We start from the raw sequence: 25,515 nt of genomic DNA, 5'->3' as shown, positions 1-25,515 counted from the left end.
CTGGCTTGAAGTGTTCGTCCTCACGGCATCGCCCTGCGGGCGGTCGCGAAGCGCGGGCGGTTGTTGAGGTCGGGGTGGTCGGCCGCGTCGGCCCAGCCCCGCTCCTCGGTGAAGATCCACGGGACCTGGCCGCCCTGGGTGTCCGCGTGCTCGATGACGACGACACCGCCGGGCCTGAGCAGCCGGTGGGCGGTGCGCTCGATGCCGCGGATCAGGTCGAGGCCGTCCTCGCCGGAGAAGAGCGACAGCTCGGGGTCGTAGTCGCGGGCCTCCGGGGCGACGTACTCCCACTCCGTGAGCGGGATGTACGGCGGGTTGGAGACGACGAGGTCGACCTGACCGTCGAGCTCGGGGAACGCGTCACGCGCGTCGCCCTGGGAGAGCTTGACCCTGGACCCCTCGACGTTCTTCCGCGTCCACTTCAGGGCGTCCTCGGACAGCTCCACGGCGTGCACCCGTGAGCGCGGCACCTCCTGCGCCATGGCAAGCGCGATCGCCCCGGAACCCGTACAGAGATCGACGATGAGCGGCTCGACGACGTCCATCGCGCGCACCGCGTCTATGGCCCATCCGACGACCGACTCCGTCTCGGGGCGCGGCACGAAGACGCCGGGGCCCACCTGCAGTTCGAGGTAGCGGAAGAAGGCACGCCCTGTGATGTGCTGGAGCGGTTCGCGGGCCTCGCGGCGCGCGATCGCCTCCCAGTAGCGTGCGTCGAAGTCCGCGTCCTTGACGGCGTGCAGCTCGCCCCGCTTCACGCCGTGCACGAAGGCGGCGAGCTCCTCGGCGTCGTTGCGCGGCGAGGGCACGCCGGCGTCGGCCAGCCGCTGGGTGGCCTGGGCCACTTCCGCGAGCAGCAGGTTCACGCTGGTCCTCCGGGGGCAGTGCGGTTGTCGGGTGCTTACGCGGCCGCGAGCTTGGCGGCGGAGTCCGCGTCGACGCAGGCCTGAATGACCGCGTCGAGGTCTCCGTCGAGCACCTGGTCCAAGTTGTACGCCTTGAAGCCGACGCGGTGGTCCGAGATCCGGTTTTCCGGGAAGTTGTACGTACGGATCTTCTCGGAGCGGTCAACCGTGCGGACCTGGCTGCGACGGGCGTCCGCCGCTTCCTTCTCCGCTTCCTCCTGGGCCGCGGCAAGGAGCCTGGAGCGCAGGATACGCATCGCCTGCTCCTTGTTCTGCAACTGGCTCTTCTCGTTCTGGCAGGAGGCCACGACTCCGGTGGGCAGGTGCGTGATGCGCACCGCGGAGTCGGTGGTGTTGACGGACTGGCCGCCCGGGCCCGACGAGCGGTAGACGTCGATGCGGAGGTCGTTCGCGTGGATCTCGACGTCGACCTCCTCGGCCTCCGGCGTCACCAGGACACCGGCCGCGGAAGTGTGGATGCGGCCCTGCGACTCGGTCGAGGGCACGCGCTGCACGCGGTGCACGCCACCCTCGTACTTCAGCCGCGCCCAGACGCCCTGGCCGGGCTCGGTCGCGCCGTTGCCGCCCTTGGTCTTCACGGCGACCTGGACGTCCTTGTAGCCGCCCAGCTCGGACTCGGTGGCGTCGATGATCTCGGTCTTCCAGCCCACACGCTCCGCGTACCGCAGATACATGCGAAGCAGGTCGCCGGCGAAGAGCGCCGACTCGTCGCCGCCCGCGCCCGCCTTGACCTCGAGGATGACGTCCTTGTCGTCGCTGGGGTCGCGGGGCACCAGGAGCAGCCGCAGCTTCTCGGTGATCTCCTCGCGCTGCTTCTCCAGGTCCTTGACCTCCGCGGCGAACTCCGGGTCCTCCGCGGCCAGTTCACGGGCCGTCGCGATGTCGTCGCCGGTCTGCTTCCAGGCGCGGTACGTCGAGACGATCGGGGTCAGCTCGGCGTAGCGCTTGTTGAGCTTGCGCGCGTTGGCCTGGTCGGCGTGGACCGCGGGGTCCGCGAGCTTCGTTTCCAGATCGGCGTGCTCGCCGATCAGTTCCTCGACCGCCTCGAACATCGGGGGCTCCTGGTTTCGTACGCGAATTTCGTTCGCGGAGTGGCGCTTGCGTCAGACGGCAAAGCGCCGGTCCCGGCCACCCCCTCCCGAGGGCGGCCGAAGACCGGCGCAGTGGCTCGCTACTTGTTGGAGCCGGCAGCCTTGCCGAAGCGGGCCTCGAAGCGGGCCACACGGCCACCGGTGTCGAGGATCTTCTGCTTGCCCGTGTAGAACGGGTGGCACTCGGAGCAGACCTCGGCACGGACGGCGCCGCTGGAGATCGTGCTGCGGGTGGTGAACGACGCGCCACAGGTGCAGCTGACCTGCGTCTCGACGTACTCGGGGTGGATGTCGCGCTTCAAGGTGTCTCCTAGTTTCGGGAGGGCACCGGGTCGTACGCGCGGATTGCTCGTACGTGAACCGGGGCCGACGTACCAGTCTGCCAGGACTGGTCGCATCTGCCCAAACCGGGGTGGGCGCTCATCTATTCCCCGAGGGCGGGCGAACGGCTCAGTTGCTGCTCACGACGTCGTCCGCGCCGCCCTTGTCGCCCGCGGACTGCTCGGTGGCGGACTTCGGGATGGCCTTGTCGGCCTTGAGCGCGGCCCAGACCTGGCGGTCGGCCTTCTCCAGGGGCAGGACGCGGTTGGGGTCGGCCGGGTCGTACTGGACGGGCAGGGTGACCATGTGCATGTCGCCCGCGCCGATGCCCTTGAGGCCGCCCGCGAAGCCCGCGAGGCTCTTGACGTCGTTCAGGTCCGAGTCGGTGGTGATGGCGCTGGTGGCGTCGTCCGCGAGGTCGAAGAGCTTCTTCGGGTTGCTGAAGACGCCGATGTCGTTGACCTGGTTGATCAGGGCCTTGATGAACGCCTGCTGGAGCTGGATGCGGCCGAGGTCGCTGCCGTCGCCGACGCCGTGCCGGGTGCGGACGAGGCCGAGCGCCTGCTCGCCGGTCAGCTGGTGCTTGCCGGCTTCGAGGTCGAGGTGGCTGTCCTTGTCATGGATGGCCTCCTTGGTGGTGATCTCGACGCCGCCGAGGGTGTCGATGAGCTTCTTGAAGCCCGTGAAGTCGACTTCGAGGTAGTGGTCCATGCGGATGCCGGACATCTTCTCGACGGTCTTGACGGCGCAGGCCGGGCCGCCGACCTCGTACGCCGTGTTGAACATCTGCCGCTGACCGCCCGGATCGGTCGAGTCGTCGTCGGTCTTGCATTCGGGCCGGGTTATCAGGGTGTCGCGGGGTATCGAGACGACGCTTGCCGTCTTGTGGCCCTTGTTGACGTGCACGACCATCGCCGTGTCCGAGCGGGCGGCGCCCTCGTCCTTGCCGTACTTGGCGTTGTCGCCGGAGCGGGAGTCGGAGCCGAGTACGAGGATGTCCTGCGAGCCGTTGTCGACGTCCGCGGGACGGTCCGTGCCCAGTGCCGCGTTGATGTCCACGCCCTTGATGTTGCCGTTGAGCTTGAAGTACACGAAGCCGAGGCCCGCACCGCCGAGGACGATCACCGATGCGGCGGTCCACGCCGTGATGACGAGGGCCTTGTGCCGCTTGGTGGTCGGCTTGCGGCGCCGACCGCCTCCGCCACGGGGGCGCTTGGGCTTCGTATCCTCGGGCGCGCTCTCGTCGGACATGTGCTCCTCAGTCCTCGTCGGGTCGGTTACCCCCTGCTTTCAGGGTCAGGCGTGGTTGTGGCGTCATCTGTTCAGACGTGCAAACCGCTTGAAGGGTTGCACAGCGTCTTGTGTGCGCCCCGGGCGCGCACCGGTGACCCACCGTGCACTTCGACCCCGCCCTTCCAGCTTCCCACCTGCGATTTCGTCCGCACCGGGGCTACTGCCCGTGACCGTAAGAATCTCTTACGTGTGTGGCCAAGGTCATTCAGCGCCGCCCCGCTCGACGCAAAGGGCCGCCCCCGTCGATGACGGGGGCGGCCCTTTGCGTGGCGCTGTTCGCTGCGACTAGTCGTTGCCGTTGCCCGGCGTCGGCGTCGTCTTCGCGATCTGCATCAGGAACTCGGCGTTCGACTTCGTCTGCTTCATCTTGTCGAGAAGCAGCTCGATGGCCTGCTGCGAGTCGAGCGCGTGCAGCACCCGGCGCAGCTTCCAGACGATCGCCAGCTCTTCGCTGTTGAGCAGGATCTCTTCCTTACGGGTGGAGGACGCGTCGACGTCCACCGCCGGGAAGATGCGCTTGTCCGAGAGCTTCCGGTCGAGCTTGAGCTCCATGTTGCCGGTGCCCTTGAACTCCTCGAAGATCACCTCGTCCATGCGCGATCCGGTGTCGACGAGCGCGGTGGCCAGGATGGTCAGCGAGCCGCCGTCCTCGATGTTGCGCGCCGCACCGAAGAAGCGCTTCGGCGGGTAGAGCGCGGTCGAGTCGACACCACCGGACAGGATGCGCCCGGACGCCGGGGCCGCGAGGTTGTACGCACGGCCGAGGCGGGTGATGGAGTCGAGCAGGACGACCACGTCGTGACCCAGCTCGACGAGACGCTTGGCGCGCTCGATGGCCAGCTCGGCGACGGTGGTGTGGTCCTCGGCGGGACGGTCGAAGGTCGAGGAGATGACCTCGCCCTTCACCGACCGCTGCATGTCGGTGACCTCTTCCGGACGCTCGTCGACCAGGACGACCATCAGGTGGCACTCGGGGCTGTTGGTGGTGATCGCGTTGGCGACCGCCTGCATGATCATGGTCTTGCCGGTCTTCGGCGGGGCCACGATCAGCCCTCGCTGACCCTTACCGATCGGCGACACGAGGTCGATGATGCGGGTGGTCAGGATGCCCGGGTCGGTCTCCAGACGGAGCCGGTCCTGCGGGTAAAGGGGCGTCAGCTTGTTGAACTCCGGTCGCCCACGCCCGGATTCGGGCGCCATGCCGTTGACGGAGTCGAGGCGGACGAGCGCGTTGAACTTCTCGCGGCGCTCGCCGTCCTTGGGCTGACGGACCGCGCCGGTGACGTGGTCACCCTTGCGCAGACCGTTCTTGCGGACCTGGGCGAGCGACACGTACACGTCGTTCGGTCCGGGCAGGTAGCCCGACGTACGAATGAACGCGTAGTTGTCGAGGATGTCCAGGATGCCCGCGACGGGGATCAGTACGTCGTCCTCGGAGACCTGCGGCTCGTTGGCGCCGAACTCGTCGCGGCCGCGGCGGCCACGGCGGTCGCGGTACCGGCCGCGACGCCCGCGACGGCCGCCCGCCTCGTCGTCGAAGTCGTCCTGCGGGCCGCTGTCCCGCTCCTTGCGGTCCTGACGGCCGCCGCCCTGCTGGCGGTCCTGACGGCCACCGCCCTGCTGGTCGTCGCCCTTGTTGCCACCACGGCGGTCACGGTCGCGGCCACGGCCCTGACGGTCACGGCCCTGGCGGTCACGACGGCCTTCGGCGCCCTCACCGGAGCCGTCGCCGCGGGACTCGGACTGCGCGTCCTGCTTCGGCTCGGCCTTCGCCTCGGCGGTGACCGTCTCGGGGCTGCCCGCGTCGGCGGTGGCGCGGCGACGCCGGCGCTCGCCCTTGTCGGCACCCGCGGGCTGGCCCGGGATGTCGATCTGCTGCTGGGCGACGGCCTCTTCGGCCTTGCCGCCCGAAGCCTGCTCCGTCTTCTCGGCCTTATCGGCCTTCGACTTGCTGCCGGCCGCCGTGTCCTCGCCCGTACGGGCCTTGGAGGTCGCGCGGCGCTTCGGCTTGGTCTCCGCCTCGGCCGAGGCGGACGGCGCGGCACTCTTCGCGGGGGCACCCCCCCCTGCCTGCGCCTCCTTGATGACCTCGATCAGCTGGCTCTTGCGCATCCGCGCGGTGCCCTTGATACCGAGGCCGGATGCGACCTGCTGCAGTTCCGCCAGCACCATGCCCTCGAGGCCGGTGCCGCGGCGCCGCCGGGACCCGGCCGAAGCACCGGTGGCAGGCGCCGCAGAGGCGTCCGTGGCGGGCGTGTCGGCAGTCACGCCCATCAGATCGGTGGTGTCGCTCACGAAGGGTCCTTCCCTGGAGCGGACGTCGGCCTGTCTGGCTCGGCGACCGGTTGTGCTGTCCGGCGGTCCTTTGGTGTGTGGACCTGGCCGGGGCGGTGGTCCGCCAATGCGCGGCGGAAGAATTCACTGGTGATGGCGAGTCCCGGTGAGGTGCCACTGATGTGCGGTGTCACTCGGCTCGGTCACGCCGGTTCCGGAGCGTGCTCGGCACTGCTCAATGCGGGGCACAGAGCAGTTTGGGAGGCTCCCGGAAGGATGTTTGTCCCGGACGGGGACACAAAGCACCTCGCCATGGTGGGGTCGGGTGCAGACTTGAGGTTAACACTACCGGATCCAACAAATATTCCCCCTCTCCAAATCCGGTTACCCGGAGGTCACTGCGTCAAGGCGCGAGCGGCAGCACGCTCGCCCCGCTCGCGTCGAGCGCCAGACGATTGGCCGCCCAGCCCTCTCCCGCGAGGCGTGCGACCTTGTCGGCCGTACTCTCATCGGCCAGCGCGAGGACCGTGGGTCCCGCGCCGGAGATCATCGCGGGGACGCCGTCCGCCCGCAGTCGGTCCACCAGGGCGGCGCTCTCCGGCATCGCGGGTGCGCGGTACTCCTGGTGGAGGCGGTCCTCGGTGGCGGGGAGCAGCAGCTCGGGGCGCCTGGTCAGCGCCTCGACGAGCAGTGCGGCCCGGCCCGCGTTGGCGGCCGCGTCCACGTGCGGGACGGTGCGCGGGAGCAGTCCGCGCGCGGTTTCGGTGAGGACCGGCTTTCCCGGTACGAAAACCACCGGAACGATGGAATCGGCGGGGTCCATCCTGATCGCCCGCGCCGCTCCCCCGTCCATCCAGGAGAGCGTGAAGCCGCCGAGCAGACAGGCGGCGACGTTGTCGGGGTGGCCCTCGATCTCGGTGGCGAGCTCCAGGAGGGCGTTGTCGTCGAGCCTGGCGTCGCCGCCTATCGTCACGGCGCGCGCGGCGACGATTCCGGCGCAGATGGCAGCGGAAGACGAACCGAGGCCCCGGCCGTGCGGAATGCGGTTGGCGCAGACGATTTCGAGCCCGCGCGGCTGTCCGCCGAGCAGATCGAAGGCCGTACGCAGGGAACGTACAAGCAGATGCGACTCGTCGCGCGGGAGCGTCTCGCTGCCCTCACCTGCGATGTCGATGTTCAGTCCGGAGTCGGCCACCCGGACGACGACGTCGTCGTACAGCCCCAGCGACAGGCCGAGGGCGTCGAAGCCCGGCCCGAGGTTGGCGCTGGTGGCGGGGACGCGCACCCGGACGGCGGCGGCGCGGAACGCGGGACCGGCCATCGCTCGATGACTCTCCTTGAGCTGCGATCTTTTGGAGGACTTGCCACATGTGAGGCAGTACCCGGAGGCCGATACACGGCGGCACCGCGGCATATGCGGTGGGGCGGGTTGGGTACAGCCTATCGAAGGAAGGTTCTGTGGCGACATAGGGCGCACAGGAGGCGCACGATGCGTGTCGTAAGCCCCCTGTGCACCCCCTGTGGGGAGTTGCGGGTTTTCCCCGTGGTTACAGCGGTTACGCGAGGCCCAGGCGCTCGGCGGCGGTGGCCGCGTCGACCGGCACGGTGACCGGCTGCGGGGCGCCGGCGACGGCCCAGTCGGGGTCCTTGAGGCCGTTTCCGGTCACCGTGCAGACGATCTTCTGGCCCTTGTCGACCTTGCCCTGCTCGGCGGCCTTCAGGAGACCGGCGACCGAAGCGGCCGACGCGGGCTCGACGAAGACACCCTCCTGGGACGCCAACAGCTTGTAGGCGCGCAGGATCTCACGGTCCGTCACCTCGTCGATGAAGCCGCCCGACTCGTCGCGCGCTGCGAGCGCGAAGTCCCACGACGCGGGGTTGCCGATGCGAATCGCGGTGGCGATCGTCGAGGGGTCCTTGACGACCTCGCCGCGCACGATGGGCGCGGATCCTGAGGCCTGGAAGCCCCACATCCGGGGAGTGTGCGTCGACACCGAGTCGGCGGCGTACTCCTTGTAGCCCTTCCAGTAGGCCGTGATGTTGCCGGCGTTGCCGACGGGAAGGACGTGAATGTCGGGGGCGTCGCCCAGCGCGTCCACGATCTCGAACGAGGCGGTCTTCTGGCCCTCGATGCGGAACGGGTTCACCGAATTGACGAGCGCCACCGGGTAGTTCTCAGAGAGGCCGCGCGCCAGGTTCAGGCAGTCGTCGAAGTTGCCGTCGACCTGAAGGATCTTCGAGCCGTAGACGAGCGCCTGGCCCATCTTGCCGAGCGCGATCTTGCCCTGCGGCACCAGGACCGCGCAGACCATTCCCGCGCGTACGGCATAGGCGGCCGCGGAGGCCGACGTATTGCCGGTGGAGGCGCAGATGACGGCCTTCGCGCCCTCCTCCTTCGCCTTCGTGATCGCCATCGTCATGCCGCGGTCCTTGAAGGACCCGGTCGGGTTGGCGCCCTCGACCTTGAGATGGACCTCGCAGCCCGTGCGCTCGGAGAGCACCTGCGCGGGCACGAGCGGCGTGCCGCCCTCGCGGAGCGTCACGACCGGCGTCGTGTCGGAGACGGGGAGACGGTCCCGGTACTCCTCGATGATTCCGCGCCACTGGTGGGTCATTGCTGGTTACTCTCCTTCAACCCGCATGATGCTCGCGACACCACGCACGGTGTCGAGATTCCGCAGCGCCTCGACGGTGCCGCTGAGCGCGGCGTCGGGTGCCCGGTGGGTGACGACGACGAGGGATGCCTCGCCGTCCTTGCCCGTCTGACGGACCGTATCGATCGATACGCCGTGCTCGGCGAAGACCGTCGCGACCTGGGCGAGGACACCCGGCTTGTCGGCCACGTCGAGGCTGATGTGGTACCGCGTGACGACCTCGCCCATGGCGCCCACGGGCAGCTGGGTGTACGCGGATTCGCCGGGCCCGGTGGCTTCGCCGAGCTTGTTCCGGCAGACGGCGACGAGGTCGCCGAGGACGGCGGACGCGGTGGGCGAGCCACCGGCGCCAGGTCCGTAGAACATCAGCTGTCCCGCGGCCTCCGCCTCGACGAAGACGGCGTTGTACGCCTCGCGTACGGACGCCAGCGGATGGCTCAGCGGAATCATCGCGGGGTGCACGCGTGCGGTGACGGACTCGCCGTGGGCGGCCCGCTCGCAGATGGCGAGCAGCTTGATGGTGCAGCCCATGCGCTTCGCGGACGCGAAGTCGGCGGCGGTCACCTCGGTCATGCCCTCGCGGTAGACGTCGTCGAGACGCACGCGCGTGTGGAAGGCGATTCCGGCGAGGATCGCGGCCTTGGCGGCGGCGTCGAAGCCCTCGACGTCGGCGGTCGGGTCAGCCTCGGCGTACCCGAGAGCGGTGGCCTCGTCGAGGGCTTCCTGGTACCCGGCACCGGTGGTGTCCATGGCATCGAGGATGAAGTTGGTCGTCCCGTTGACGATCCCGAGCACCCGGTTGACCTTGTCGCCGACGAGGGACTCGCGCAGCGGCCGGATCAGCGGAATCGCGCCGGCGACGGCGGCCTCGTAATAGAGGTCCCGGCCGTGCTGCTCGGCGGCGGCGTGCAGCGCGGCACCGTCCTGGGCGATGAGCGCCTTGTTGGCGGAGACGACGGAAGCCCCGTGCTCGAAAGCGGTGGTGATGAGGGTCCGAGCGGGCTCGATCCCCCCGATGACCTCCACCACGACATCAATGTCGCCGCGTTTGACGAGCGCGGTCGCGTCCGTGGTGACCAGCGAAGGATCGATTCCGTCCCGCACCCTCGACGGGCGGCGGACGGCGACCCCGGCGAGCTCCACCGGGGCGCCGATCCTGGCTGTGAGGTCGTCGGCGTGCGTCGTCATGATGCGCGCCACCTCTGAGCCGACAACCCCACAGCCCAGCAGCGCCACCTTCAGCGGACGCGTACGCATCATCCGACCTCACTTCTCATACATCAAACGGTGGGACCAGTCTCACCCACCGGACCGGAGTTTCTATCCCCTGTCCGAATCATGAGACATCTATTTCATTACCCGACATCGAGACGCAGGAGATCTTCCTCTGTCTCGCGCCGGACGATCACTCGCGCCGCTCCGTCCCGCACGGCGACGACCGGCGGACGGAGGGCGTGGTTGTAGTTGCTCGCCATGGAGCGGCAGTACGCGCCGGTCGCGGGCACGGCGATCAGATCACCGGGAGCGAGGTCGGCGGGCAGAAACGCGTCCTTCACGACAATGTCCCCGCTCTCGCAGTGCTTGCCGACGACGCGTACGAGCATGGGCTCGGCGTCGGACTCGCGCGACACCAGCGCGACGCTGTACTCGGCGTCGTAGAGCGCGGTGCGGATGTTGTCGGACATGCCGCCGTCGACGGAGACGTACGTACGCAGACCCTCGAGCGGCTTGACGGTGCCGACCTCGTAGAGGGTGAAGGCGGTGGGCCCGACGATGGCACGCCCCGGCTCGACGGAGATACGAGGAGTCCGCAGATCGGCGGCCTCGCACTCCCTCGTGACGATCTCACTCAGCGCCTTGGCGATCTCGTGCGGCTCACGCGGGTCGTCGTCGGAGGTGTACGCGATGCCGAGCCCGCCGCCGAGGTCGATCTCGGGAAGCTCGACGCCGTGCTCGTCCCGGATCTCGGCAAGCAGCTGCACGACGCGGCGAGCGCTGACCTCGAACCCCGCCATGTCAAAGATCTGCGACCCGATGTGGCTGTGTACGCCGATGAGCTCGAGCCCGTCGAGCTGGAGGGCGCGGCGCACGGCCTCGGCGGCCTGCCCCCCGGCGAGGGCGATGCCGAACTTCTGGTCCTCGTGGGCGGTGGCGATGAACTCGTGGGTGTGCGCCTCGACGCCGACGGTGACGCGAATCTGCACGGGCTGCCGCCTGCCGAGCCGCTCGGCGATGTGCGCGACCCGCACGATCTCCTGGAAGGAGTCGAGCACGATGCGACCCACGCCGGCTTCGATGGCCCGCTCGATCTCGTCCACGGTCTTGTTGTTGCCGTGGAAGGCGATGCGGTCGGCGGGCATCCCGGCGTCGAGGGCGGTGGTGAGCTCGCCACCGGAGCAGACGTCGAGGTTGAGCCCTTCTTCATGCAGCCAGCGAACGACGGCACGCGAGAGGAAGGCCTTCCCCGCGTAGAAGACGTCGGCGTCGGTCCCGAAGGCGCCGCGCCAGGCGTGGCAGCGGGCGCGGAAGTCGGCCTCGTCGAGGAAGTAGGCGGGGGTGCCGAACTCCTCGGCGAGCCGGGTCACTTCGATGCCGCCGACGGTGGCGACACCGTCCGCGTTGCGGGTGACGGTCTGCGCCCAGACCTTCGGGTCGAGGGAGTTCAGATCGGCGGGCGGCGCGGTGTAGTGCCCCTCGGGCAGTACGTCGGCGTGGCGGGGCCCGGCGGGGTGTGCGGAACGGCTCATGTCGCGGTCGTCTCTCTCACGATGTCACTGGTGACGGTGTCACAGATGTTCGGGTGCGCTGATACCGAGCAGGGACAGGCCGCCGGCGAGCACCGTCCCGGCGGCTTCGGCGAGCGCGAGCCGGGCGCGGTGGGCGGCCAGGGGTTTCTCGTCACCGCGCGGCAGGACGGACGGCTGAAAGGCGAGGAAGGCGTCGGCGGTGTCGACGAGGTGCCGGGCCAGGCGGTCGGGCGCGTGGCGCCGGGCGGCGGATGCGAGGACGCGGGGGTGGTCACCGATGGCGTCGAGGAGGTCTTGCGCTTCTTGTACGTCTTGTACGTCGCCGGGGGCGGCGTCGAACCCGAGGGCCTCGGCGTTCCGGCTGAGGGCACGGCTACGGGAGTACGCGTACCGCACCCGGAAGAGGGGGTTGCTCTCGCGCCGGACGAGGTGCTCGTCCTCGTCGATCCGGGGGCGGTCGTGCCCGGCCGGATAGAGCAGGGCCCAGCGGGCGGCGTCGCGGCCGAGGGGGGTGGGGTCCTGCGGGGCGGGGACGGGGCGGAGGGTCTTCAGCGGGACGGGAGGCTTCCCGTGGGCGTCGACGCGCACCCCGAGACCGGTCGTCAAGGCGGGATCGAGCGCCTCGTCACAGGTGACCCGGACGAGGGCACCCTGCGAACGGAGGATGCGACGGAGGGTGTCGGCGAGGACGGCGGCGCGGACTTCGCGGGGGAAGTGGAGCTGGTGGCGGGCGCCGGTGTCGGGGTGGACGTGCCCGTAACAGGCACCGCGCTCGCGTACGTCACGTACGAGGGCTGCTCCCCTGCTGTCTCCCCCTTCACCTCCCCCGTTACCTCCGCCTTCGGCGAGGGTGATGTTGAGGAAACCGGGCCCGGTGATGTCGATGGAGGCGATGCCGGGCTCTGCGGTGAGCCGCGGGGCCAGAATCTCGGCGACCTGTAGCGGCGGCCGCCCGGCGGCGCGGGCGACCTGCAGGGCGACGTTGGTGGCGTAGTCCCCACAGCCACCGGGCCGCGGCCGCTCGACGATCACCCGCTCGGACATGCCCACGTCATGGAGCTCACCGTCATCAACGGCACGGCGCATGGCGCGCAGCACGGAACGGGAGAGCTCGACGGGGGTCACGGGACAAGCGTATGGGAGGAGGGGGGTAGGGACGCGACCTGGTTTAGCGGATGGTCCGGGATGTGGACGGGGGTGGGGGGGGTCTCTGGGGTGGCCGGGCTTCCCGGGCTTCTGCGACAGGGCCCGCGGGGCGGTCGGCTCAGCCGCCGGTGCGGCCGGCGCGCTCGGCCTCTCCGGTCCCTGCTGCACAGTCGCCGCCGAGTGCCTCGCCGCCACGGCCGCGCTCCAGCAACTGCCGTACGATCCCGACCAGTTCACTCGGCTCAAAGGGCTTGGCGAGGAAGGCGTCCACGCCTACTTCGAGCCCGCTCTCCACCTCGTACTGAGTACAGGCACTGACGATCACGATGGGCAGATTCCGGGTCCGCGGATCGGAACGCAGCCGCGCGGCGGTCCGCAGCCCGTCGAGGCGGGGCATCACGACATCAAGGGTGACGGCATCGGGCCTGACCTCTTGAACCACGTCCAGGCACTCGGCACCGTCAGCCGCGGTCACGACCTCGAAGCCCTCCAGCTCGAGGTTGACCCTGATCAGTTGCCGGATGACCTTGTTGTCGTCCACAACAAGCACGCGGCCGGGCACGCCTGACACAACTCGAGAGTAGGTCTGCCGACACCGCCGCGTCCGGGTTTTCCCCACTTCCGCCCCGTGCGGGGGACCCCGGGGGCCTGCCTCCGCACTGCTTCCGCACTGCTTCCGCCTGCGCGGGCGAGTCCAGGGTGACCACTTGGAGGCGGGGTACGGATGTGCCCGCTCCGGCGGCCCCGGAGATGGGGAAATACCTGTTCATGGAGACCCCTTGGGAGCTGGTAGGGTTCTACCCGTCGCCGCACAAACCGCGCTGACACGCCCCCGTAGCTCAGGGGATAGAGCAACGGCCTCCGGAGCCGTGTGCGCAGGTTCGAATCCTGCCGGGGGCACAGAAGCCGGAACAGCGCGATCAAGTCGCTGACCAGCCAAAGTGTCACGTACAAAGAGCCGGACCCAGTCTCACTGGGTCCGGCTCTTTGTCGTTCTCAATCACTGATCGCGAGTGAGTGGCGAGTGAGAAATCAGGCCCCTTCCACCCTCCACCCCATCGCCTTCTCGATCTTCTGGTTGTTCACCTCTTCATGGCCGTCGATGCAGCCCTCGTACCGTCGGTGGATGACCTCAGGTATATGCGTGAAGTCCCGAGATGAACCGTCTCCATCACGATGCCCCGCGACATCGCCGAAGCGGCACGCGCCCGGAGCGGTCCTTCCGGCCTGTCGGCGTACGTCGCAGCGGCCGTCGCCCGACAGATCGAACGGGACAACCTCAAGGAGCTCATCACTGTCGCCGAAGCCGACCACGGCCCCATCAGCGAGGAAGAGATCCAGGCCAAGCGAGACCAACTGCAGCGCGCCCGCCAGGAGCAGCGCCGCAGCGACGGGGCGGACGCCGCGTGAGCCGCCCACCCGCCGTCCCGGGCGGCACACTGATCCTCGACAGCGAAGGCCTTGCCAAGGCGGTGCTGCGGGACCGCGAGGTGGCGGGCTGGCTCGCCCTGGCGCGGGCCGACGACATGCGTGTGATCACCAGTGCGGCCACCCTCGTCGAAGTCGTACACCCCCGTATCAAGCGCCCTGCCTTCGAGTGGACGCTGTCCCGCATCGTGGTCGAGCCGGTCAGCGAGCCCGTTGCCCGACACGCGGCTGCCCTCCTCGCCGACGCCGGACTGCATGGCCACAAGTACGCCATCGACGCCATGCTCTGCGCCACGGCGCTGGCCGCGCCTGGGCCGGTGACCGCCCTCACCTCCGCTCCGGAAGACCTCACCGCCCTGTGCGGCGGCCGTGTCACCGTCATCAAGATCTGAGGCGCACAGCGCGGCAGCCGTCCGCCAGGTCGCCGGCTCCGTTCTGTGGCTCCCACCCAGGGCTCGACCCCGCCGGGGGCACCCTTTATGAGGTGCCCAAAGACCCCGTCACCAGCGGAAACGCTGAGGCCGGGGTCTTCGCGTATCTACAGACGTGTTCTGCGGACTCCGCTGCTGACAGGGGTCGGGTTCCGCTGTCAGGCGCTGTCAGTGCGCTGTGGGTGTGGTGTCAGGACCGCCCGGCAGAGTCTTGCTCATCGACGAACGGCAAGTACCCGCCGGGAAAGCCCGGCAGGGGCCGCTCACATCAAGGAGTACACACACCATGTCCGTCACCTTCACCGACCAGGACAAGCTCACCCTCCGCACCGCCGCCTACGGCGCCATCTCCCTGCTGGCCGCCGCCGACGCCGCCGGCTCACCCCACAAGATCGCCACCCAGGGCTCCATCGCCCTGGCCTCCGCGACGGGCCCCGTCGGCTACGTCCTCGCCGAGAACTCCAAGATCGGCGACCTCGGCGGCAAGTCGGTCGCCGAACTCGCCGACACCGTCCTGCCCGCCCTGACGGCCGCCGCGAACTTCCTCAAGAAGCAGGACCCGGTGCAGGCCGACAACTTCCGCGGCATCATCACCCTCGCCCTCGAAACCGCAGCCCAGGCCCGCAAGGGCGGCCCCAGCCCCACCATGACCGACATGAGCCACAAGATCACCGCAGCCATCGACGCCGCGTGACGGGGGCCCACCCGATCGAGACAGCGAGGGGCCGGACCCCGATGTGCAGAGTCCGGCCCCTCGGTGACAGTGGCTAGCTCGCCTCCGCCTCGTCCCGCTTCGATGCCAGTGTTCGGACCAGGTCGATCACGTCGCCCACCGTCCTGACGTACGCCAACTGCTCGCGCTCCACCCGCTGGCCCAGCTCGCGTTCCAGGACCGTGATCAGGTCCACGTAGTCCATCGAGTCCAGGCCCAGGTCCTCGCGGAGGTTGGTGTGGGGGTCCTCGACGTCCTCTCTTGGCATCACCACCGCCTCTGCCAGGAGGGTGATCACTCGGGACTCCAGCTCCTCGGTCGTGCCCGTCGTGCCCGTCGTGCCTGTACCGGTTTGGTCCATGGGGTTCTCCCTTCTTCCCGCTGCTTCGTCGTCAGGCCTTCGGCTTCGCCGGATGCGTCTGCGGTGCCACCTGGACGCCCGCCATCGCCATTGCCTTCGGCGACAGTTCGTCTCGTTGCCAGCCCAGGGACGAGAACCTGCTCAGGCCGTCGCCCTCGTTGTTGTGGCCCACCATCACCGAGTAGAGGTTGATGGTTCCCGGCTCCTGGAGCTGGGTCGCGAAAGGTGCGTCGTCGAAGGTTGCGATCCGGCGGTGGCGGACCTTCAGGGGGCCGTACTCGCGGTCGTAGTCCTCGGGGGTGAACGTCAGGACGCCCGTCTGGCCGCTCACCGCTGACGGCTTGACGCTTTCGCGGTACGTGCGGATCACCGAGTGGCTGCCGTTCACGAAGCGGAAGACCGTGAGGTTGCGGCGGAACGCCGAGTGGTCGACCGCTATCTGCTGGACCAGGTTGGGGAGGATGTCAGGGACCATTGCCGCCGTGCCGTCTCCCGTGAAGGAGATGACATTCTCGTCGCGGCGGGTGGCTATCCCGGGCAGGGCCATCAGGCCGTCGCCCATCAGGCCCCGGCCGTACCAGCCCGAGAAGCCCTGGCTGGTACGGGGCAGGGTGTTCACCGCCGAGAGGCCGGCTCGGCCGATGTCGTACACGCCCACGTAGCGGTAGTCCTCTTCCTCGATGAGGCCCTCCAGGACCCCTCGCAGGCGGCGGAAGAAGTAGTTCGTTGTCATCGGGAGGACCGGGAGGAGGCCGATTACGTCTCCGTCCGAGTCCGTTGTCGAGGCGATTGCCTTGCGGCGGAGCTCAAGGACCTCGGGGGCTACGTCGAGGCGCTCGTGCAGGGCGCGCAGGACTCCCTCGATGTCGTCGACGATGCCCAGGCCCGTGAAGGGGGCCTTGTCGATCTCCCGCTCCGTTATCTGGATCGGGGCGAGCTGGCGCAGTGACGACTCGGAGAACGGTGTGTCGATCTGGGGGATCTGTGTGCCTACGAACATGACCGACTGCTCGGCCGACGGGCGCAGTGCGCCCTCCTTGTACAAGTACTCGTAGACGCGCGGCGAGTAGCCGTACATGCTCAGCGTTCCGATGTACTCGTCGATGGTCTTGCCGTCGCGGTACCTGTTCACCGTGCCGGGCTGTGCCACCGAGTCGGCCAGGCCTATGCCCGCCTTCTTCGCCAGCTCGTACATCAGGTCCGTCGCCGTGGCGTTGAGCGGTCCCACCTGGCTCAGGAGCCTTCGGGGTGCGGTGTTGAGGAGAGTCGACAGTTCTTCGACTTCGGAGCTACGGACCGACTCGACCCTGCGGGGGGTCAACTCCGGGACCTTCGGGAGCTCTTCGGGCGCGAGGGTCGTCTGGAGTACGTCTCGGGGGGCGATCACCATCACCGGGCCGCGGCCCGCCGAGTACGCCTCGAATGCGTCGGCCAGGCCCTTCGCGATGTCGGCCGACCTCGCGATGTGCACCACCGGGAAGCCGCGGGCCAGCAGCGACGGGCGGCTGTCCTCCGTGCGGTGGATGGTGCCCTGGAAGGGGTGCCACTGGTCGGTCCGCGAGTCGCAGCAGACGATGAAGCCCTTCGTGCCGACCGCCACGTGGTTGGCGAGCGTTCCGCGGAACTCCTCGTGCATGCCGCTGGTCGCGACGATCGCGAACGGTGCGGCGTCCAGCGTGTAGCGGGCGAGGGCGGAGCACGCCAGGCTGTGCTCGCTCGGGCCGCGCACGATCGGGTTGCCGTTGCTCACGGCACGCTGCTCGATGTCGTCGATGAATGTCGCCACGCCGGAGCCGGTGTAGTAGTGCAGGCCCCAGGCCGAACCTGCCTGCTCCGTAAGGAAGTCGGCGATCGAATCCGCGATGCTGCTCGGCTTCATCGCCGGGCGCAGGCGGCTGTTGCTGTGCAGCTGGACCGAGTCGACGAATGCGCAGGCGACATCGGCCGCCACCACCCAGGACTCTTCCGGCATCCAGCGCGGCGTGAAGAGTTCGACGGAGTAGAAGCTCTCCACGTCCTGGTCGGTGTAGACATGCACCGAGTAAGGGCTCGGCTCGAACTCCGCCGACTCGCCGATGGCCAGGGAGAGTTGGGCCAACTGCTCGTTCAGTTCATCGGGTGACGTCATGCGGTAGCGGTAGTCGTGGTGTTCGAGCAGGAGCAGACTGAGGACCGATTTCTGGTTCTGCGTCTGTCCTGTCTGGCCTGTCTGGCCCTGCGTCGCGGCGATCACCGCCTTCTCCACCGCCGCCAGCGAATCGACCGTCAGCAGCGTGAACTGGTCCTCGGGGGCCACCAGATCGAGGAAACGCAGACCGCGCGTGACGACCTCGCGGTAGTCGTCGTTCGCCGGGTCGGCGGCCGGCGTCACCGGCACGTCGGCGCCACGCGCGCCGGCCAGGTCCGTCAGCGCGCGGCCCGCCGCGGGGCCCACTGTTTCGCCGTCGGATACGACAACCACCAGTCGGCGGAAGGGAGTTGCTTGCGGCATCTCGGGCATTTCTGTACGTCCCAACAGTAGTTGTGTTCAGCCAGGGGCGGTGAATCGGTCAGGGGGTGAATCAGGCAGGGGATGGATCCGTAGCGTCAGGCGTCCCTGTTGCGGAGTCTGACCACCGCCGACCAAGGAGCCCGGCGCGGTTGCCGCGGATCCGGCTGCGGGAACAGGGAAAGAAGGCGCATGAAGGGGGAAAGGCGCTTCCATTTCGCCGCCGCCGCCAGCTGCGAGGCAAAACGTTCGACGGTCCAGCCCGCCTCTTCGAAGAATCCGATTCCGTTGGCCGGGCCGAAGACGACCGGCGCATTGTTCTTTTTACTGGCCCGGTCGGAGAGTTTGACGACGGCCGGGCTGATGATGTCCGCGATCCACCAGGTGATTTCGGACGACTTCAGGTCCGCAACCACGCCACGGACCTCGGATTCGGACAGGTAGAGGAGAAGCCCCTCTGTGATGACGAGCGTTCTGCCCGGCTGCCCCTGTGTCGCACCTTGTGCCGCACCTTGCGCCGCACCTTGTGTCGCCTCCTTGAGGAAGGCGCGGCGGGCCTCCGTGTCCGTGAGGTCGACGGGTACGCGGGTGAGCTTGCAGCGCGGCTCCTCGTGGGCGAGGACGCGGTTCTTCTCCTCGACGATCCCGGCCAGATCGACCTCGATCCACTCCAGTTCCGCGGGCAGATCGAGGCGATAGGGCCTGGTGTCGAGGCCCGCGGCGAGGTTGATGACGCGGTCGCAGCCGTCCGCGACGCACTGCGCGATGAGGTCGTCTATGAGCTTGGTCCGCGCGATGAAGAACCAGCCGTTGCCGAAAGACCGCTTGGCCTCCTCGGCGATGATCCTGCCGCGTTCGCCGGCGAGGCCCGCCGCCAGCGGATCGCTGAACAACGCGTCCGGCCGTGCGGATTCACGGGCCCGATACTCCGCGACCCAGCGCGCCATATCGGAGACATTCGCAATCACCGATTTCACCATGGATTCCCCTTCCCCTGTGCAGAGTTGGTCCTTTCGGTCACCGCCACCTGTGGGTAGACTCCGAGACCGTATTTTGCTTTGTGTCGTACGCCCGATTCAGCTGCCGAAGGAGACCTCTTCCGTGTCCACTCCGCGTGCGCGTCGCGTCGAAGTACCGCAATCGCTTCGATCCAGTGAAATTTTCAAGGATTCCAACTACGCGTCCGCGTTCGAATTAGCGACTCCGGACGCTCGGTCCCGTACGCCCGAGCAGTGGGGCCGGACCACGTTCGAGGGTGCTCCGGCTCTCCTGCAGCGGGTCCTGCGGTTGGGCTGGACGCTCGTCCTCGGCCTCCGGATGGGCGGACGGTCCGAGCCGGGCCACGTGCTCGGCTGGCTCATCTCGGACTCCGGTTCCGAGTCGATGACGCTCGAATCGCACTCGGGGCTCGTCGCCACGTACAACGTCGTCGAGGTGACGGACGCGAGCGTGGTGTGGGCGACCTCCGTGCGGTTCAACCGGCGCTTCTCCCGCGTGATTTGGGGTATGGCCGCTCCGGTCCATCACCTGGCGGTTCCGTACCTCCTGAAGCGGGCGAGCCGGTCCGCTGCCCGTTAGTGGAACTGTTCCTCCTCGGTCGAGCCGCTCAGCGCGGTGGTGGACGAGGCGGGGTTCACGGCGGTGGAGACCAGGTCGAAGTAGCCGGTGCCGACCTCGCGTTGGTGCTTGACCGCCGTGAACCCGTGCTCCTGGGAGGCGAACTCCCGCTCCTGGAGGTCGACATAGGCGGTCATGCCCGACTCGGCGTAGCCGCGGGCCAGGTCGAACATGCCGTGGTTGAGGGAGTGGAAACCGGCCAGCGTGATGAACTGGAAGCGGTAGCCCATCGCGCCCAGCTCCCGCTGGAACTTGGCGATCTGGTCGTCGTCCAGGGCCGCCTTCCAGTTGAAGGACGGCGAGCAGTTGTAGGCCAGCATCTGGTCGGGGTGCTCGGCGTGGATCGCCTCGGCGAACTCCCGTGCCTGGCCCAGGTCGGGGGTGCCGGTCTCCATCCACAGCAGGTCGGCGTAGGGGGCGTAGGCCAGGCCGCGGGCGATCGCTGATCCCATGCCGTTCTGTACGCGGTAGAAGCCCTCGGCGGTGCGTTCGCCGGTCACGAACCGGGCGTCGCGCTCGTCGACGTCGCTGGTCAGCAGGTTCGCGGCGAGCGCGTCCGTGCGGGCCACGATCAGTGTGGGGACATCGGCGATGTCCGCGGCCAGGCGGGCCGCGTTGAGGGTGCGCACGTGCTGGGCGGTCGGCACCAGGACCTTGCCGCCCAGGTGGCCGCACTTCTTCTCCGAGGCCAGCTGGTCCTCGTAATGAATCCCCGCCGCGCCCGCCTCGATCATCGCCTTGGTCAGCTCGAAGGCGTTCAGCGGGCCGCCGAAGCCGGCCTCCGCGTCGGCCACGATCGGGGCCAGCCAGTCCACCGAGGAGTCGCCCTCGGAGGTGGCGATCTGGTCGGCGCGCAGCAGCGCGTTGTTGATCCGACGCACCACCTGGGGAACGGAGTTGGCCGGGTAGAGCGACTGGTCGGGGTAGGTGTGCCCGGCCTGGTTGGCATCGGCCGCCACCTGCCAGCCCGACAGGTAGATGGCCTGGAGTCCGGCCTTCACCTGCTGGACCGCCTGGCCGCCGGTCAGCGCGCCCAGCGCGTGCACGTAGTCCCGGTCGTGCAGCTGGCGCCACAGCCGCTCGGCCCCCCGCCGGGCCAGCGTGTGCTCCTCACGGACACTGCCGGAAAGCTTGACCACGTCCTCGGCGGTATAGGTGCGCTCGATCCCCTTCCAGCGGGCCTCGGTCGCCCACCGCTGCGCCAGCTCCTCGGCTGTGGTCGTTTCTGTCTGTGCCATGCCTGTCTCTCCCCGAATCGCGTGGTAACGCATCGTTGCTGTCAGCTGTGCGAGGTGCGGGCGAACCATTCGCCGAGCACTCGTGCCGTGGTCGCGGCCTTGTCCTCGAGAATCGAGAAGTGGTCGGCGAGGACCGATTCGCCGAAGTCCGCCGCTTTCCAGGTGGGATCGATGGGGGCGTTCAGCGTCGCGCCCGCCCCCGCCGCCCGCACCGCGAGGGTGGGGGCCTTGATGCTGATCGGCGACCACTGGTCGTAGAGCCGCAGATAGGCGCCCATCGCCAGGAGGTTGTCGTCGTTGACGACGATTCCGGTCGGGTCCCGGTCGAGGATCTCGTTCATCGCCCAGTCGAACAGGGCCTCCCGCTCGCCTCTGTCGTCGATGTCGTACGTATCGATCATCACGACGCCCTCGGCCTCGCGCCCCGTCCTCTGCAGCCGCTCCGCGATGGCCTGTGCCATCAGTCCGCCCACGGAGTGGCCGACGAGGAAGAAGCGTTCGCCCGCCGCGGCTTCGAGCGTGGCCTCGGCCATCGCCTCGACCACCAAGTCCCACGACACCGGCAGCGGCGAGGACTTCCCGAAGCCAGGAAGTACGAGCGCCGAGGTCCGCATCCTGGGGCTGAACTCAACCGCAAGACGGGCGAATTGGTGGGGTCCTGAACCCGCGAGGAACGAGGGCACGCAGATCACCGCGGGCGATGCGCTGCCGTCGGCGGCAAGCACCGACCTGGGCGATCCGCTCAGCTCCGCCGTCGACGAGAAGGACGGGCGGAAGCGTGAGGCGGCCGCGAGGACCGGGACCGCTTCCCCGATGGCGTTCTCGACGTGTGCGCGGCGCAGCATCACGGTGAAGGTGCCGCTGCGGCGCTCTTCTCCGGCCGCCGGTTGGGCCGGTGCTGCCGCCGCCGCCTGCTTTTCCGGCTTCTCCCCCAGCCAGTACCGCTGGCGCTGGAAGGGGTACGTCGGCAGTTCCACCGTGCGTGCGGCGCGGTCGGCGAACGCCGGTGCCCAGTCCACGCGTACGCCGCCGACGTGGGCCTGCGCGAGCATGAGCAGGAAGGCGGCGAGACCGTCGGTCTCGTCGTCCACCGGCCGCGTGATCAGGAACTCGGCGGGGTCGCCGCCCGCGGCGCCGATGGCCGTGGCCACCTCGTCGGCGAGGGTGGGCTGCGGGCTGATCTCGATGAACGCGCGGAAGTCGTGCTCGGCCTTCTCGCGGATGCCGTCCCGCAGGGTGCCGGTCTCCGGGGCGCCGTCCTGCCGCGCAGGCGCCGCACTCGTGTCGGCCGTGGACGCCCCGGCCACGATGCGTGCGGCCTCCTCCAGCGTCCGGTGCCCGGTGATCACCGAGGCGGCGAGTTCGCCGCCGGGCTGGGCGACCACTCCATCGGCCTTGACGCCGTACGAGTCCCAGAGCGCCGCGAGCGACACCTGGACGGCGAAGAAGGCGGGACCGAACACGCCCTCGTCGAAGACCGCGGGGGCGCCGGGTGCGCCGTTCAGGACGTCGAGGAGGTTCCACTCGACGTGCGGGGCGAGGGCATCGGCGCACTCCCCCATCCGGGCGGCGAACACCGGGGCGCCGGCAAGGAGTTCATGGGCGAGGTGCATCGACTGACGGTCGGGGGCCGGGACCACGAAGGCGATACTTCCCGTCCGCGCCCTGGAGCTGAGCCGGACACGGGGGCCGGGGTCACCTTCGGCGATCTGGTCGAGTCCGGCGAGGAGTTCGGTGCGGTCGTTGCCGACGATCACCGCGCGGTGGGAGAGCTGGGCACGACCGGTCGCGAGTGAGTAGCCGATGTCCAGGGGGTCCAACTCCGGCCGTGCGCCAAGCCATTCACGCAAGCGACGGGCTTGGGCACTCAGGCCCGAGGGCATCTTGCCGGACAGGACCCACACCGCCGGACCGCCCGGCCCGTCCTCAGACGCCGCAGCCTCCACCGGAGACTCCAGGGGCGGCTCCTCCACGATCACATGCGCGTTCGTGCCACTGGCTCCGAAGCTCGACACCCCAGCACGACGCGGCCGCGAACCATCCCGAGGCCACTCCCGCGCCTCCCGCAACAGCTCCACCGCACCCGAAGACCAGTCCACCTTCGACGTCGGCTCATCCACATGCAGCGTCGCGGGCAGCGACTGAGCACCCATCGCCATGACCATCTTGATCACACCGCCCACACCCGCCGCCGCCTGGGTGTGCCCGATGTTCGACTTCAGCGAGCCGAGCCACAACGGCCGCCCCGCCACCCGGTCCTGCCCGTACGTCGCAAGCAACGCCTGCGCCTCGATCGGGTCGCCAAGCACGGTCGCCGTGCCATGACCCTCCACCGCGTCCACATCCGCCGACGACAGGCCCGCATCCGCCAACGCCGCCCGGATCACCCGCTCCTGGGACGGCCCGTTCGGCGCCGTCATGCCATTGCTCGCACCGTCCTGGTTCACCGCCGAACCGCGCAACACCCCATACACCCGACGACCATTGCGCCGCGCATCCGACAACCGCTCAAGGAGGAGTACGCCCATGCCCTCCGCCCAGCCGGTGCCGTCCGCCGCCGATGCGAAGGAGCGGCAGCGGCCGCCCGGGGAGAGCGCACGCTGGCGGGAGAACTCCACGAAGACCTCGGGCGTGGCCAGGACGGTCACCCCGGCGGCCACGGCCAGCGAGGACTCGCCGCGGCGCAGGGACTGCATCGCCAGATGTGTGGCGACCAGGGATGACGAGCACGCCGTGTCCACCGTCAGCGCAGGGCCCTCGAACCCGAACGTGTAAGCCACGCGGCCCGAAGCGACCGCCGGGAGCGTGCCGATCCCCCAGTAGCCCTGGAGGCCGGTGCCGCCCGCTCGGGCGACGTAGCTGTAGTCGACGCCGGACACGCCGGCGAAGACGCCGGTCGGAGTGGAGCGCAGTGCGGCGGGGTCGATGCCCGCGTCCTCGAAGACCTCCCAAGCGCCCTCCAGGAGCAGCCGCTGCTGCGGGTCCATCGCCAGGGCCTCGCGGGGGCTGATCCCGAAGAAGTCGGCGTCGAAGTCCGTGGCGCCGGTGATGAAGCCGCCCGACTTGGAGTACGTCGTGCCGGGGTGGTCCGGGTCGGGGTGGTACAGCTCGGCCAGCGGCCAGCCGCGGTCCGTCGGGAACTCCGAGATGGCGTCGCGGCGTTCCTCGACGAGGCGCCACAGTGCGGCGGGCGAGTCGACACCGCCGGGATACCGACAGGCCACGCCGACGATCACGATGGGGTCGTCATCGGCGGGGGCCGAGTCCGCCGCAGTCTCATCGGCCGCGGTCGTATCGGCAGGCGCCTCGATACGGGACACCAGATATCGGGCGACCGCGTCGGGATTGGGATGGTCGAACAGCATGGTCATTGGCAGTTCAAGGCCGAAGGCCCTGCCTAATTGACTGGTCAGTTCAAGTGCGGCCAGTGAGTTGTAGCCGTAGTCGAGGTATGCGCGCTGAGGATCGATGACATCCGGGGACTGACCGAGTAAATCCGCGGTTTCCTTGAGGACAACATCCAGCACCGTGCGCAGGCGGTCATTGTCGCCTATTCCTGCACTGCCCATGTACTTCCCCCATTCAAGCGCGTACCGCTTCCGGAACCTACCTCAAAGAAGGCCGGACCGCGGCGAATATTCGACGTGCTGCACGGGCAGCGAGAATCTCGCGGAGTCGCAAACCTCGACCATTTACATAAGCTATCCACCAGTCACGTATCCATCAGTCACGGGCACGACACCACCTGTGCCGCGTAGCTGAGCCCCGCGCCGAAGCCGAGGAGCAGGATCGGGTCGCCGGACCGGACCTGGCCCAGGTCGATGAGGCGGGACAGCGCGAGCGGGACGGAGGCCGCCGAGGTGTTGCCGGTCTCCACGATGTCGCGGGCGACGGCGGCGTCGGTGACGCCGAGGCTCGCGGCGAGGCGTTCGATCATGCGCAGGTTGGCCTGGTGGGTGACGAAGCCCTTGAGGTCACCGGGGGCGATCCCGGCGCGCGCGCAGGCCTCCTCCGCGACCGCGGCCAGTTCGGTGGTGACCCAGCGGTAGACGGCCTGGCCGCGCATGGTGACGCGGCCGTGCCGGTCGGGGATGGCGACCAGGGTGGCCTGGTCGCCGTCGCCGCCCCACACCACCGGGTGGATGCCCGTCCGTTCGGCGGGTACGACGACCGCGGCGCCGGCCCCGTCGGCGAAGACGGTGGCGGTGTCCACGTCCGCCGGGTCCACCCAGTCGGTCATCCGCTCCGATCCGACGACCAGGGCGCAGCGACTGGTGCGGGAACGGATCAGGCCATCTGCGACCCCGAGTCCGTAGCAGAACCCGGCGCACGCGGCGTTCACGTCGAAGGCCGCGGTGTGCGGGACGCCGAGCAGCGCGGCGACGGTCGCGGCGCCACTGGGCATGGGCGACGGCATGGAGCAGGTGGCGAGCACGAGGAGGTCGATGTCGGACGGGGCGAGCCCGGCGGCCGACAGCGCCTTGGCGCCGGCGGTCGCGGCCATCGCCGTGACCGAATCATCCACACCTGCGAATCTGCGTTCGCGAACGCCCACGCGCCGCTCGATCCACTCGGCCGTCACGCCGAGCGGTGCGCCCAACTCCTCATTGCCGACGACCCGCTCCGGGCGAATGCCCGCGACGGCCGCGATCCTGGAACCGGTTACCGTTTCAGGAACGGCCGGAGCAGATGAATGAGACAACACAGGTCACCCCGTCAAGTATTCAACAGCAATTGCGCGATGGACGTCGGCGATGCGACCCTGGAAGGTGATGTGCAATTCGCGCC

Annotated in this window: 21 protein-coding genes and 1 tRNA gene; 5 read left to right on the top strand and 17 right to left on the bottom strand. The window is 69.0% G+C overall.

Annotated features, from left to right (window positions below):
• Positions 1–20 precede the first annotated feature (20 nt).
• The 11 genes from prmC to AB0O76_RS08865 all read right to left on the bottom strand — a co-directional run bounded on the left by prmC (position 21) and on the right by AB0O76_RS08865 (position 13,071).
• Positions 21–866, bottom strand: a complete 846-nt coding sequence (prmC, locus tag AB0O76_RS08915; RefSeq protein WP_365486897.1) for a peptide chain release factor N(5)-glutamine methyltransferase — start codon at positions 864–866, stop codon at positions 21–23.
• Between the two features lie 35 nt (positions 867–901).
• On the bottom strand, positions 902–1,978 hold the full coding sequence (gene prfA / locus AB0O76_RS08910) for a peptide chain release factor 1 (protein WP_365486895.1): 1,077 nt from the start codon (positions 1,976–1,978) through the stop codon (positions 902–904).
• Between the two features lie 119 nt (positions 1,979–2,097).
• Entirely contained in the window at positions 2,098–2,319 is a 222-nt protein-coding gene (gene rpmE / locus AB0O76_RS08905; RefSeq protein ID WP_365486893.1) for a 50S ribosomal protein L31, read from the bottom strand.
• 148 nt (positions 2,320–2,467) lie between these two features.
• Positions 2,468–3,589, bottom strand: coding sequence for an LCP family protein (locus AB0O76_RS08900; RefSeq protein WP_365486891.1), 1,122 nt, complete (start codon positions 3,587–3,589; stop codon positions 2,468–2,470).
• 327 nt (positions 3,590–3,916) lie between these two features.
• Positions 3,917–5,926 (bottom strand): transcription termination factor Rho, encoded by a 2,010-nt coding sequence (rho, locus tag AB0O76_RS08895; RefSeq protein ID WP_365486889.1) that lies wholly within the window; start codon positions 5,924–5,926, stop codon positions 3,917–3,919.
• A 382-nt stretch (positions 5,927–6,308) separates the two neighbouring features.
• Positions 6,309–7,226 carry a homoserine kinase gene (gene thrB / locus AB0O76_RS08890; RefSeq protein ID WP_365486887.1) on the bottom strand — a complete coding sequence of 306 codons (918 nt, stop codon included), beginning with the start codon at positions 7,224–7,226 and terminating at the stop codon, positions 6,309–6,311.
• A 235-nt stretch (positions 7,227–7,461) separates the two neighbouring features.
• Positions 7,462–8,520, bottom strand: coding sequence for a threonine synthase (gene thrC / locus AB0O76_RS08885; RefSeq protein ID WP_360767161.1), 1,059 nt, complete (start codon positions 8,518–8,520; stop codon positions 7,462–7,464).
• A gap of 6 nt (positions 8,521–8,526) precedes the next feature.
• Entirely contained in the window at positions 8,527–9,816 is a 1,290-nt protein-coding gene (locus AB0O76_RS08880) for a homoserine dehydrogenase (protein ID WP_365487105.1), read from the bottom strand.
• Positions 9,817–9,914: 98 nt separating this feature from the next.
• Positions 9,915–11,306 (bottom strand): diaminopimelate decarboxylase, encoded by a 1,392-nt coding sequence (gene lysA / locus AB0O76_RS08875; RefSeq protein WP_365486885.1) that lies wholly within the window; start codon positions 11,304–11,306, stop codon positions 9,915–9,917.
• 39 nt (positions 11,307–11,345) lie between these two features.
• On the bottom strand, positions 11,346–12,431 hold the full coding sequence (gene nrtL, locus AB0O76_RS08870; RefSeq protein WP_365486883.1) for an ArgS-related anticodon-binding protein NrtL: 1,086 nt from the start codon (positions 12,429–12,431) through the stop codon (positions 11,346–11,348).
• Positions 12,432–12,570: 139 nt separating this feature from the next.
• On the bottom strand, positions 12,571–13,071 hold the full coding sequence (locus AB0O76_RS08865; RefSeq protein WP_365486882.1) for a response regulator: 501 nt from the start codon (positions 13,069–13,071) through the stop codon (positions 12,571–12,573).
• A 209-nt stretch (positions 13,072–13,280) separates the two neighbouring features.
• On the opposite strand from AB0O76_RS08865, the gene AB0O76_RS08860 reads away from it, so the two are divergent.
• The 4 genes from AB0O76_RS08860 to AB0O76_RS08845 all read left to right on the top strand — a co-directional run bounded on the left by AB0O76_RS08860 (position 13,281) and on the right by AB0O76_RS08845 (position 15,005).
• A tRNA-Arg gene (locus tag AB0O76_RS08860) sits at positions 13,281–13,352 on the top strand.
• A 276-nt stretch (positions 13,353–13,628) separates the two neighbouring features.
• The gene (locus AB0O76_RS08855; protein ID WP_365486880.1) at positions 13,629–13,862 is read left to right on the top strand and encodes a CopG family transcriptional regulator; all 234 of its coding nucleotides are present in this window, start codon (positions 13,629–13,631) and stop codon (positions 13,860–13,862) included.
• A complete protein-coding gene (locus AB0O76_RS08850; RefSeq protein ID WP_365486879.1) occupies positions 13,859–14,272 on the top strand; it encodes a PIN domain-containing protein in 414 nt (137 codons plus the stop codon). The genes AB0O76_RS08855 and AB0O76_RS08850 overlap by 4 nt, the downstream gene beginning before the upstream one ends.
• 325 nt (positions 14,273–14,597) lie before the next feature.
• Complete coding sequence (locus tag AB0O76_RS08845; RefSeq protein ID WP_365486877.1) at positions 14,598–15,005, top strand: hypothetical protein; 408 nt, start codon at positions 14,598–14,600, stop codon at positions 15,003–15,005.
• A gap of 73 nt (positions 15,006–15,078) precedes the next feature.
• On the opposite strand, the gene AB0O76_RS08840 is transcribed toward AB0O76_RS08845, so the two are convergent.
• The 3 genes from AB0O76_RS08840 to AB0O76_RS08830 all read right to left on the bottom strand — a co-directional run bounded on the left by AB0O76_RS08840 (position 15,079) and on the right by AB0O76_RS08830 (position 18,852).
• On the bottom strand, positions 15,079–15,384 hold the full coding sequence (locus AB0O76_RS08840) for an acyl carrier protein (protein ID WP_365486875.1): 306 nt from the start codon (positions 15,382–15,384) through the stop codon (positions 15,079–15,081).
• 31 nt (positions 15,385–15,415) lie between these two features.
• Positions 15,416–17,845, bottom strand: a complete 2,430-nt coding sequence (locus tag AB0O76_RS08835; RefSeq protein ID WP_365486874.1) for a hypothetical protein — start codon at positions 17,843–17,845, stop codon at positions 15,416–15,418.
• 125 nt (positions 17,846–17,970) lie between these two features.
• Complete coding sequence (locus AB0O76_RS08830; protein WP_365486872.1) at positions 17,971–18,852, bottom strand: SAM-dependent methyltransferase; 882 nt, start codon at positions 18,850–18,852, stop codon at positions 17,971–17,973.
• 121 nt (positions 18,853–18,973) lie between these two features.
• On the opposite strand from AB0O76_RS08830, the gene AB0O76_RS08825 reads away from it, so the two are divergent.
• On the top strand, positions 18,974–19,450 hold the full coding sequence (locus AB0O76_RS08825) for a DUF2867 domain-containing protein (protein WP_360767244.1): 477 nt from the start codon (positions 18,974–18,976) through the stop codon (positions 19,448–19,450).
• On the opposite strand, the gene aceA is transcribed toward AB0O76_RS08825, so the two are convergent.
• From aceA to AB0O76_RS08810, 3 genes are all read right to left on the bottom strand, one after another.
• Complete coding sequence (gene aceA, locus AB0O76_RS08820) at positions 19,447–20,727, bottom strand: isocitrate lyase (RefSeq protein ID WP_365486870.1); 1,281 nt, start codon at positions 20,725–20,727, stop codon at positions 19,447–19,449. The two genes, AB0O76_RS08825 and aceA, sit on opposite strands and share 4 nt — an antisense overlap.
• Positions 20,728–20,768: 41 nt before the next feature.
• Positions 20,769–24,296: an alpha/beta fold hydrolase gene (locus tag AB0O76_RS08815; protein ID WP_365486868.1), complete on the bottom strand. Its 3,528-nt coding sequence runs from the start codon at positions 24,294–24,296 to the stop codon at positions 20,769–20,771.
• A gap of 158 nt (positions 24,297–24,454) precedes the next feature.
• Positions 24,455–25,429, bottom strand: a complete 975-nt coding sequence (locus AB0O76_RS08810) for a beta-ketoacyl-ACP synthase 3 (protein WP_365486866.1) — start codon at positions 25,427–25,429, stop codon at positions 24,455–24,457.
• Between the last annotated feature and the right edge of the window lie 86 nt (positions 25,430–25,515).

Source organism: Streptomyces sp. NPDC086554 (genome assembly GCF_040686095.1).
Taxonomy (GTDB): domain Bacteria; phylum Actinomycetota; class Actinomycetes; order Streptomycetales; family Streptomycetaceae; genus Streptomyces.
The sequence above is the reverse complement of the archived record's forward strand: the minus strand, read 5'-3'. Positions and strand labels throughout refer to the sequence as shown.

Bases quoted from the DNA above. Each gene is read 5' to 3' on its own strand.
- AB0O76_RS08815 (WP_365486868.1), bottom strand. From the start codon at position 24,296: ATGGGCAGTGCAGGAATAGGCGACAATGACCGCCTGCGCACGGTGCTG.
- lysA (WP_365486885.1), bottom strand. From the start codon at position 11,306: ATGAGCCGTTCCGCACACCCCGCCGGGCCCCGCCACGCCGACGTACTG.
- prfA (WP_365486895.1), bottom strand. From the start codon at position 1,978: ATGTTCGAGGCGGTCGAGGAACTGATCGGCGAGCACGCCGATCTGGAA.
- AB0O76_RS08880 (WP_365487105.1), bottom strand. From the start codon at position 9,816: ATGCGTACGCGTCCGCTGAAGGTGGCGCTGCTGGGCTGTGGGGTTGTC.
- AB0O76_RS08855 (WP_365486880.1), top strand. From the start codon at position 13,629: ATGCCCCGCGACATCGCCGAAGCGGCACGCGCCCGGAGCGGTCCTTCC.
- AB0O76_RS08830 (WP_365486872.1), bottom strand. From the start codon at position 18,852: ATGGTGAAATCGGTGATTGCGAATGTCTCCGATATGGCGCGCTGGGTC.
- thrC (WP_360767161.1), bottom strand. From the start codon at position 8,520: ATGACCCACCAGTGGCGCGGAATCATCGAGGAGTACCGGGACCGTCTC.
- thrB (WP_365486887.1), bottom strand. From the start codon at position 7,226: ATGGCCGGTCCCGCGTTCCGCGCCGCCGCCGTCCGGGTGCGCGTCCCC.
- AB0O76_RS08840 (WP_365486875.1), bottom strand. From the start codon at position 15,384: ATGGACCAAACCGGTACAGGCACGACGGGCACGACGGGCACGACCGAG.
- AB0O76_RS08900 (WP_365486891.1), bottom strand. From the start codon at position 3,589: ATGTCCGACGAGAGCGCGCCCGAGGATACGAAGCCCAAGCGCCCCCGT.
- aceA (WP_365486870.1), bottom strand. From the start codon at position 20,727: ATGGCACAGACAGAAACGACCACAGCCGAGGAGCTGGCGCAGCGGTGG.
- AB0O76_RS08845 (WP_365486877.1), top strand. From the start codon at position 14,598: ATGTCCGTCACCTTCACCGACCAGGACAAGCTCACCCTCCGCACCGCC.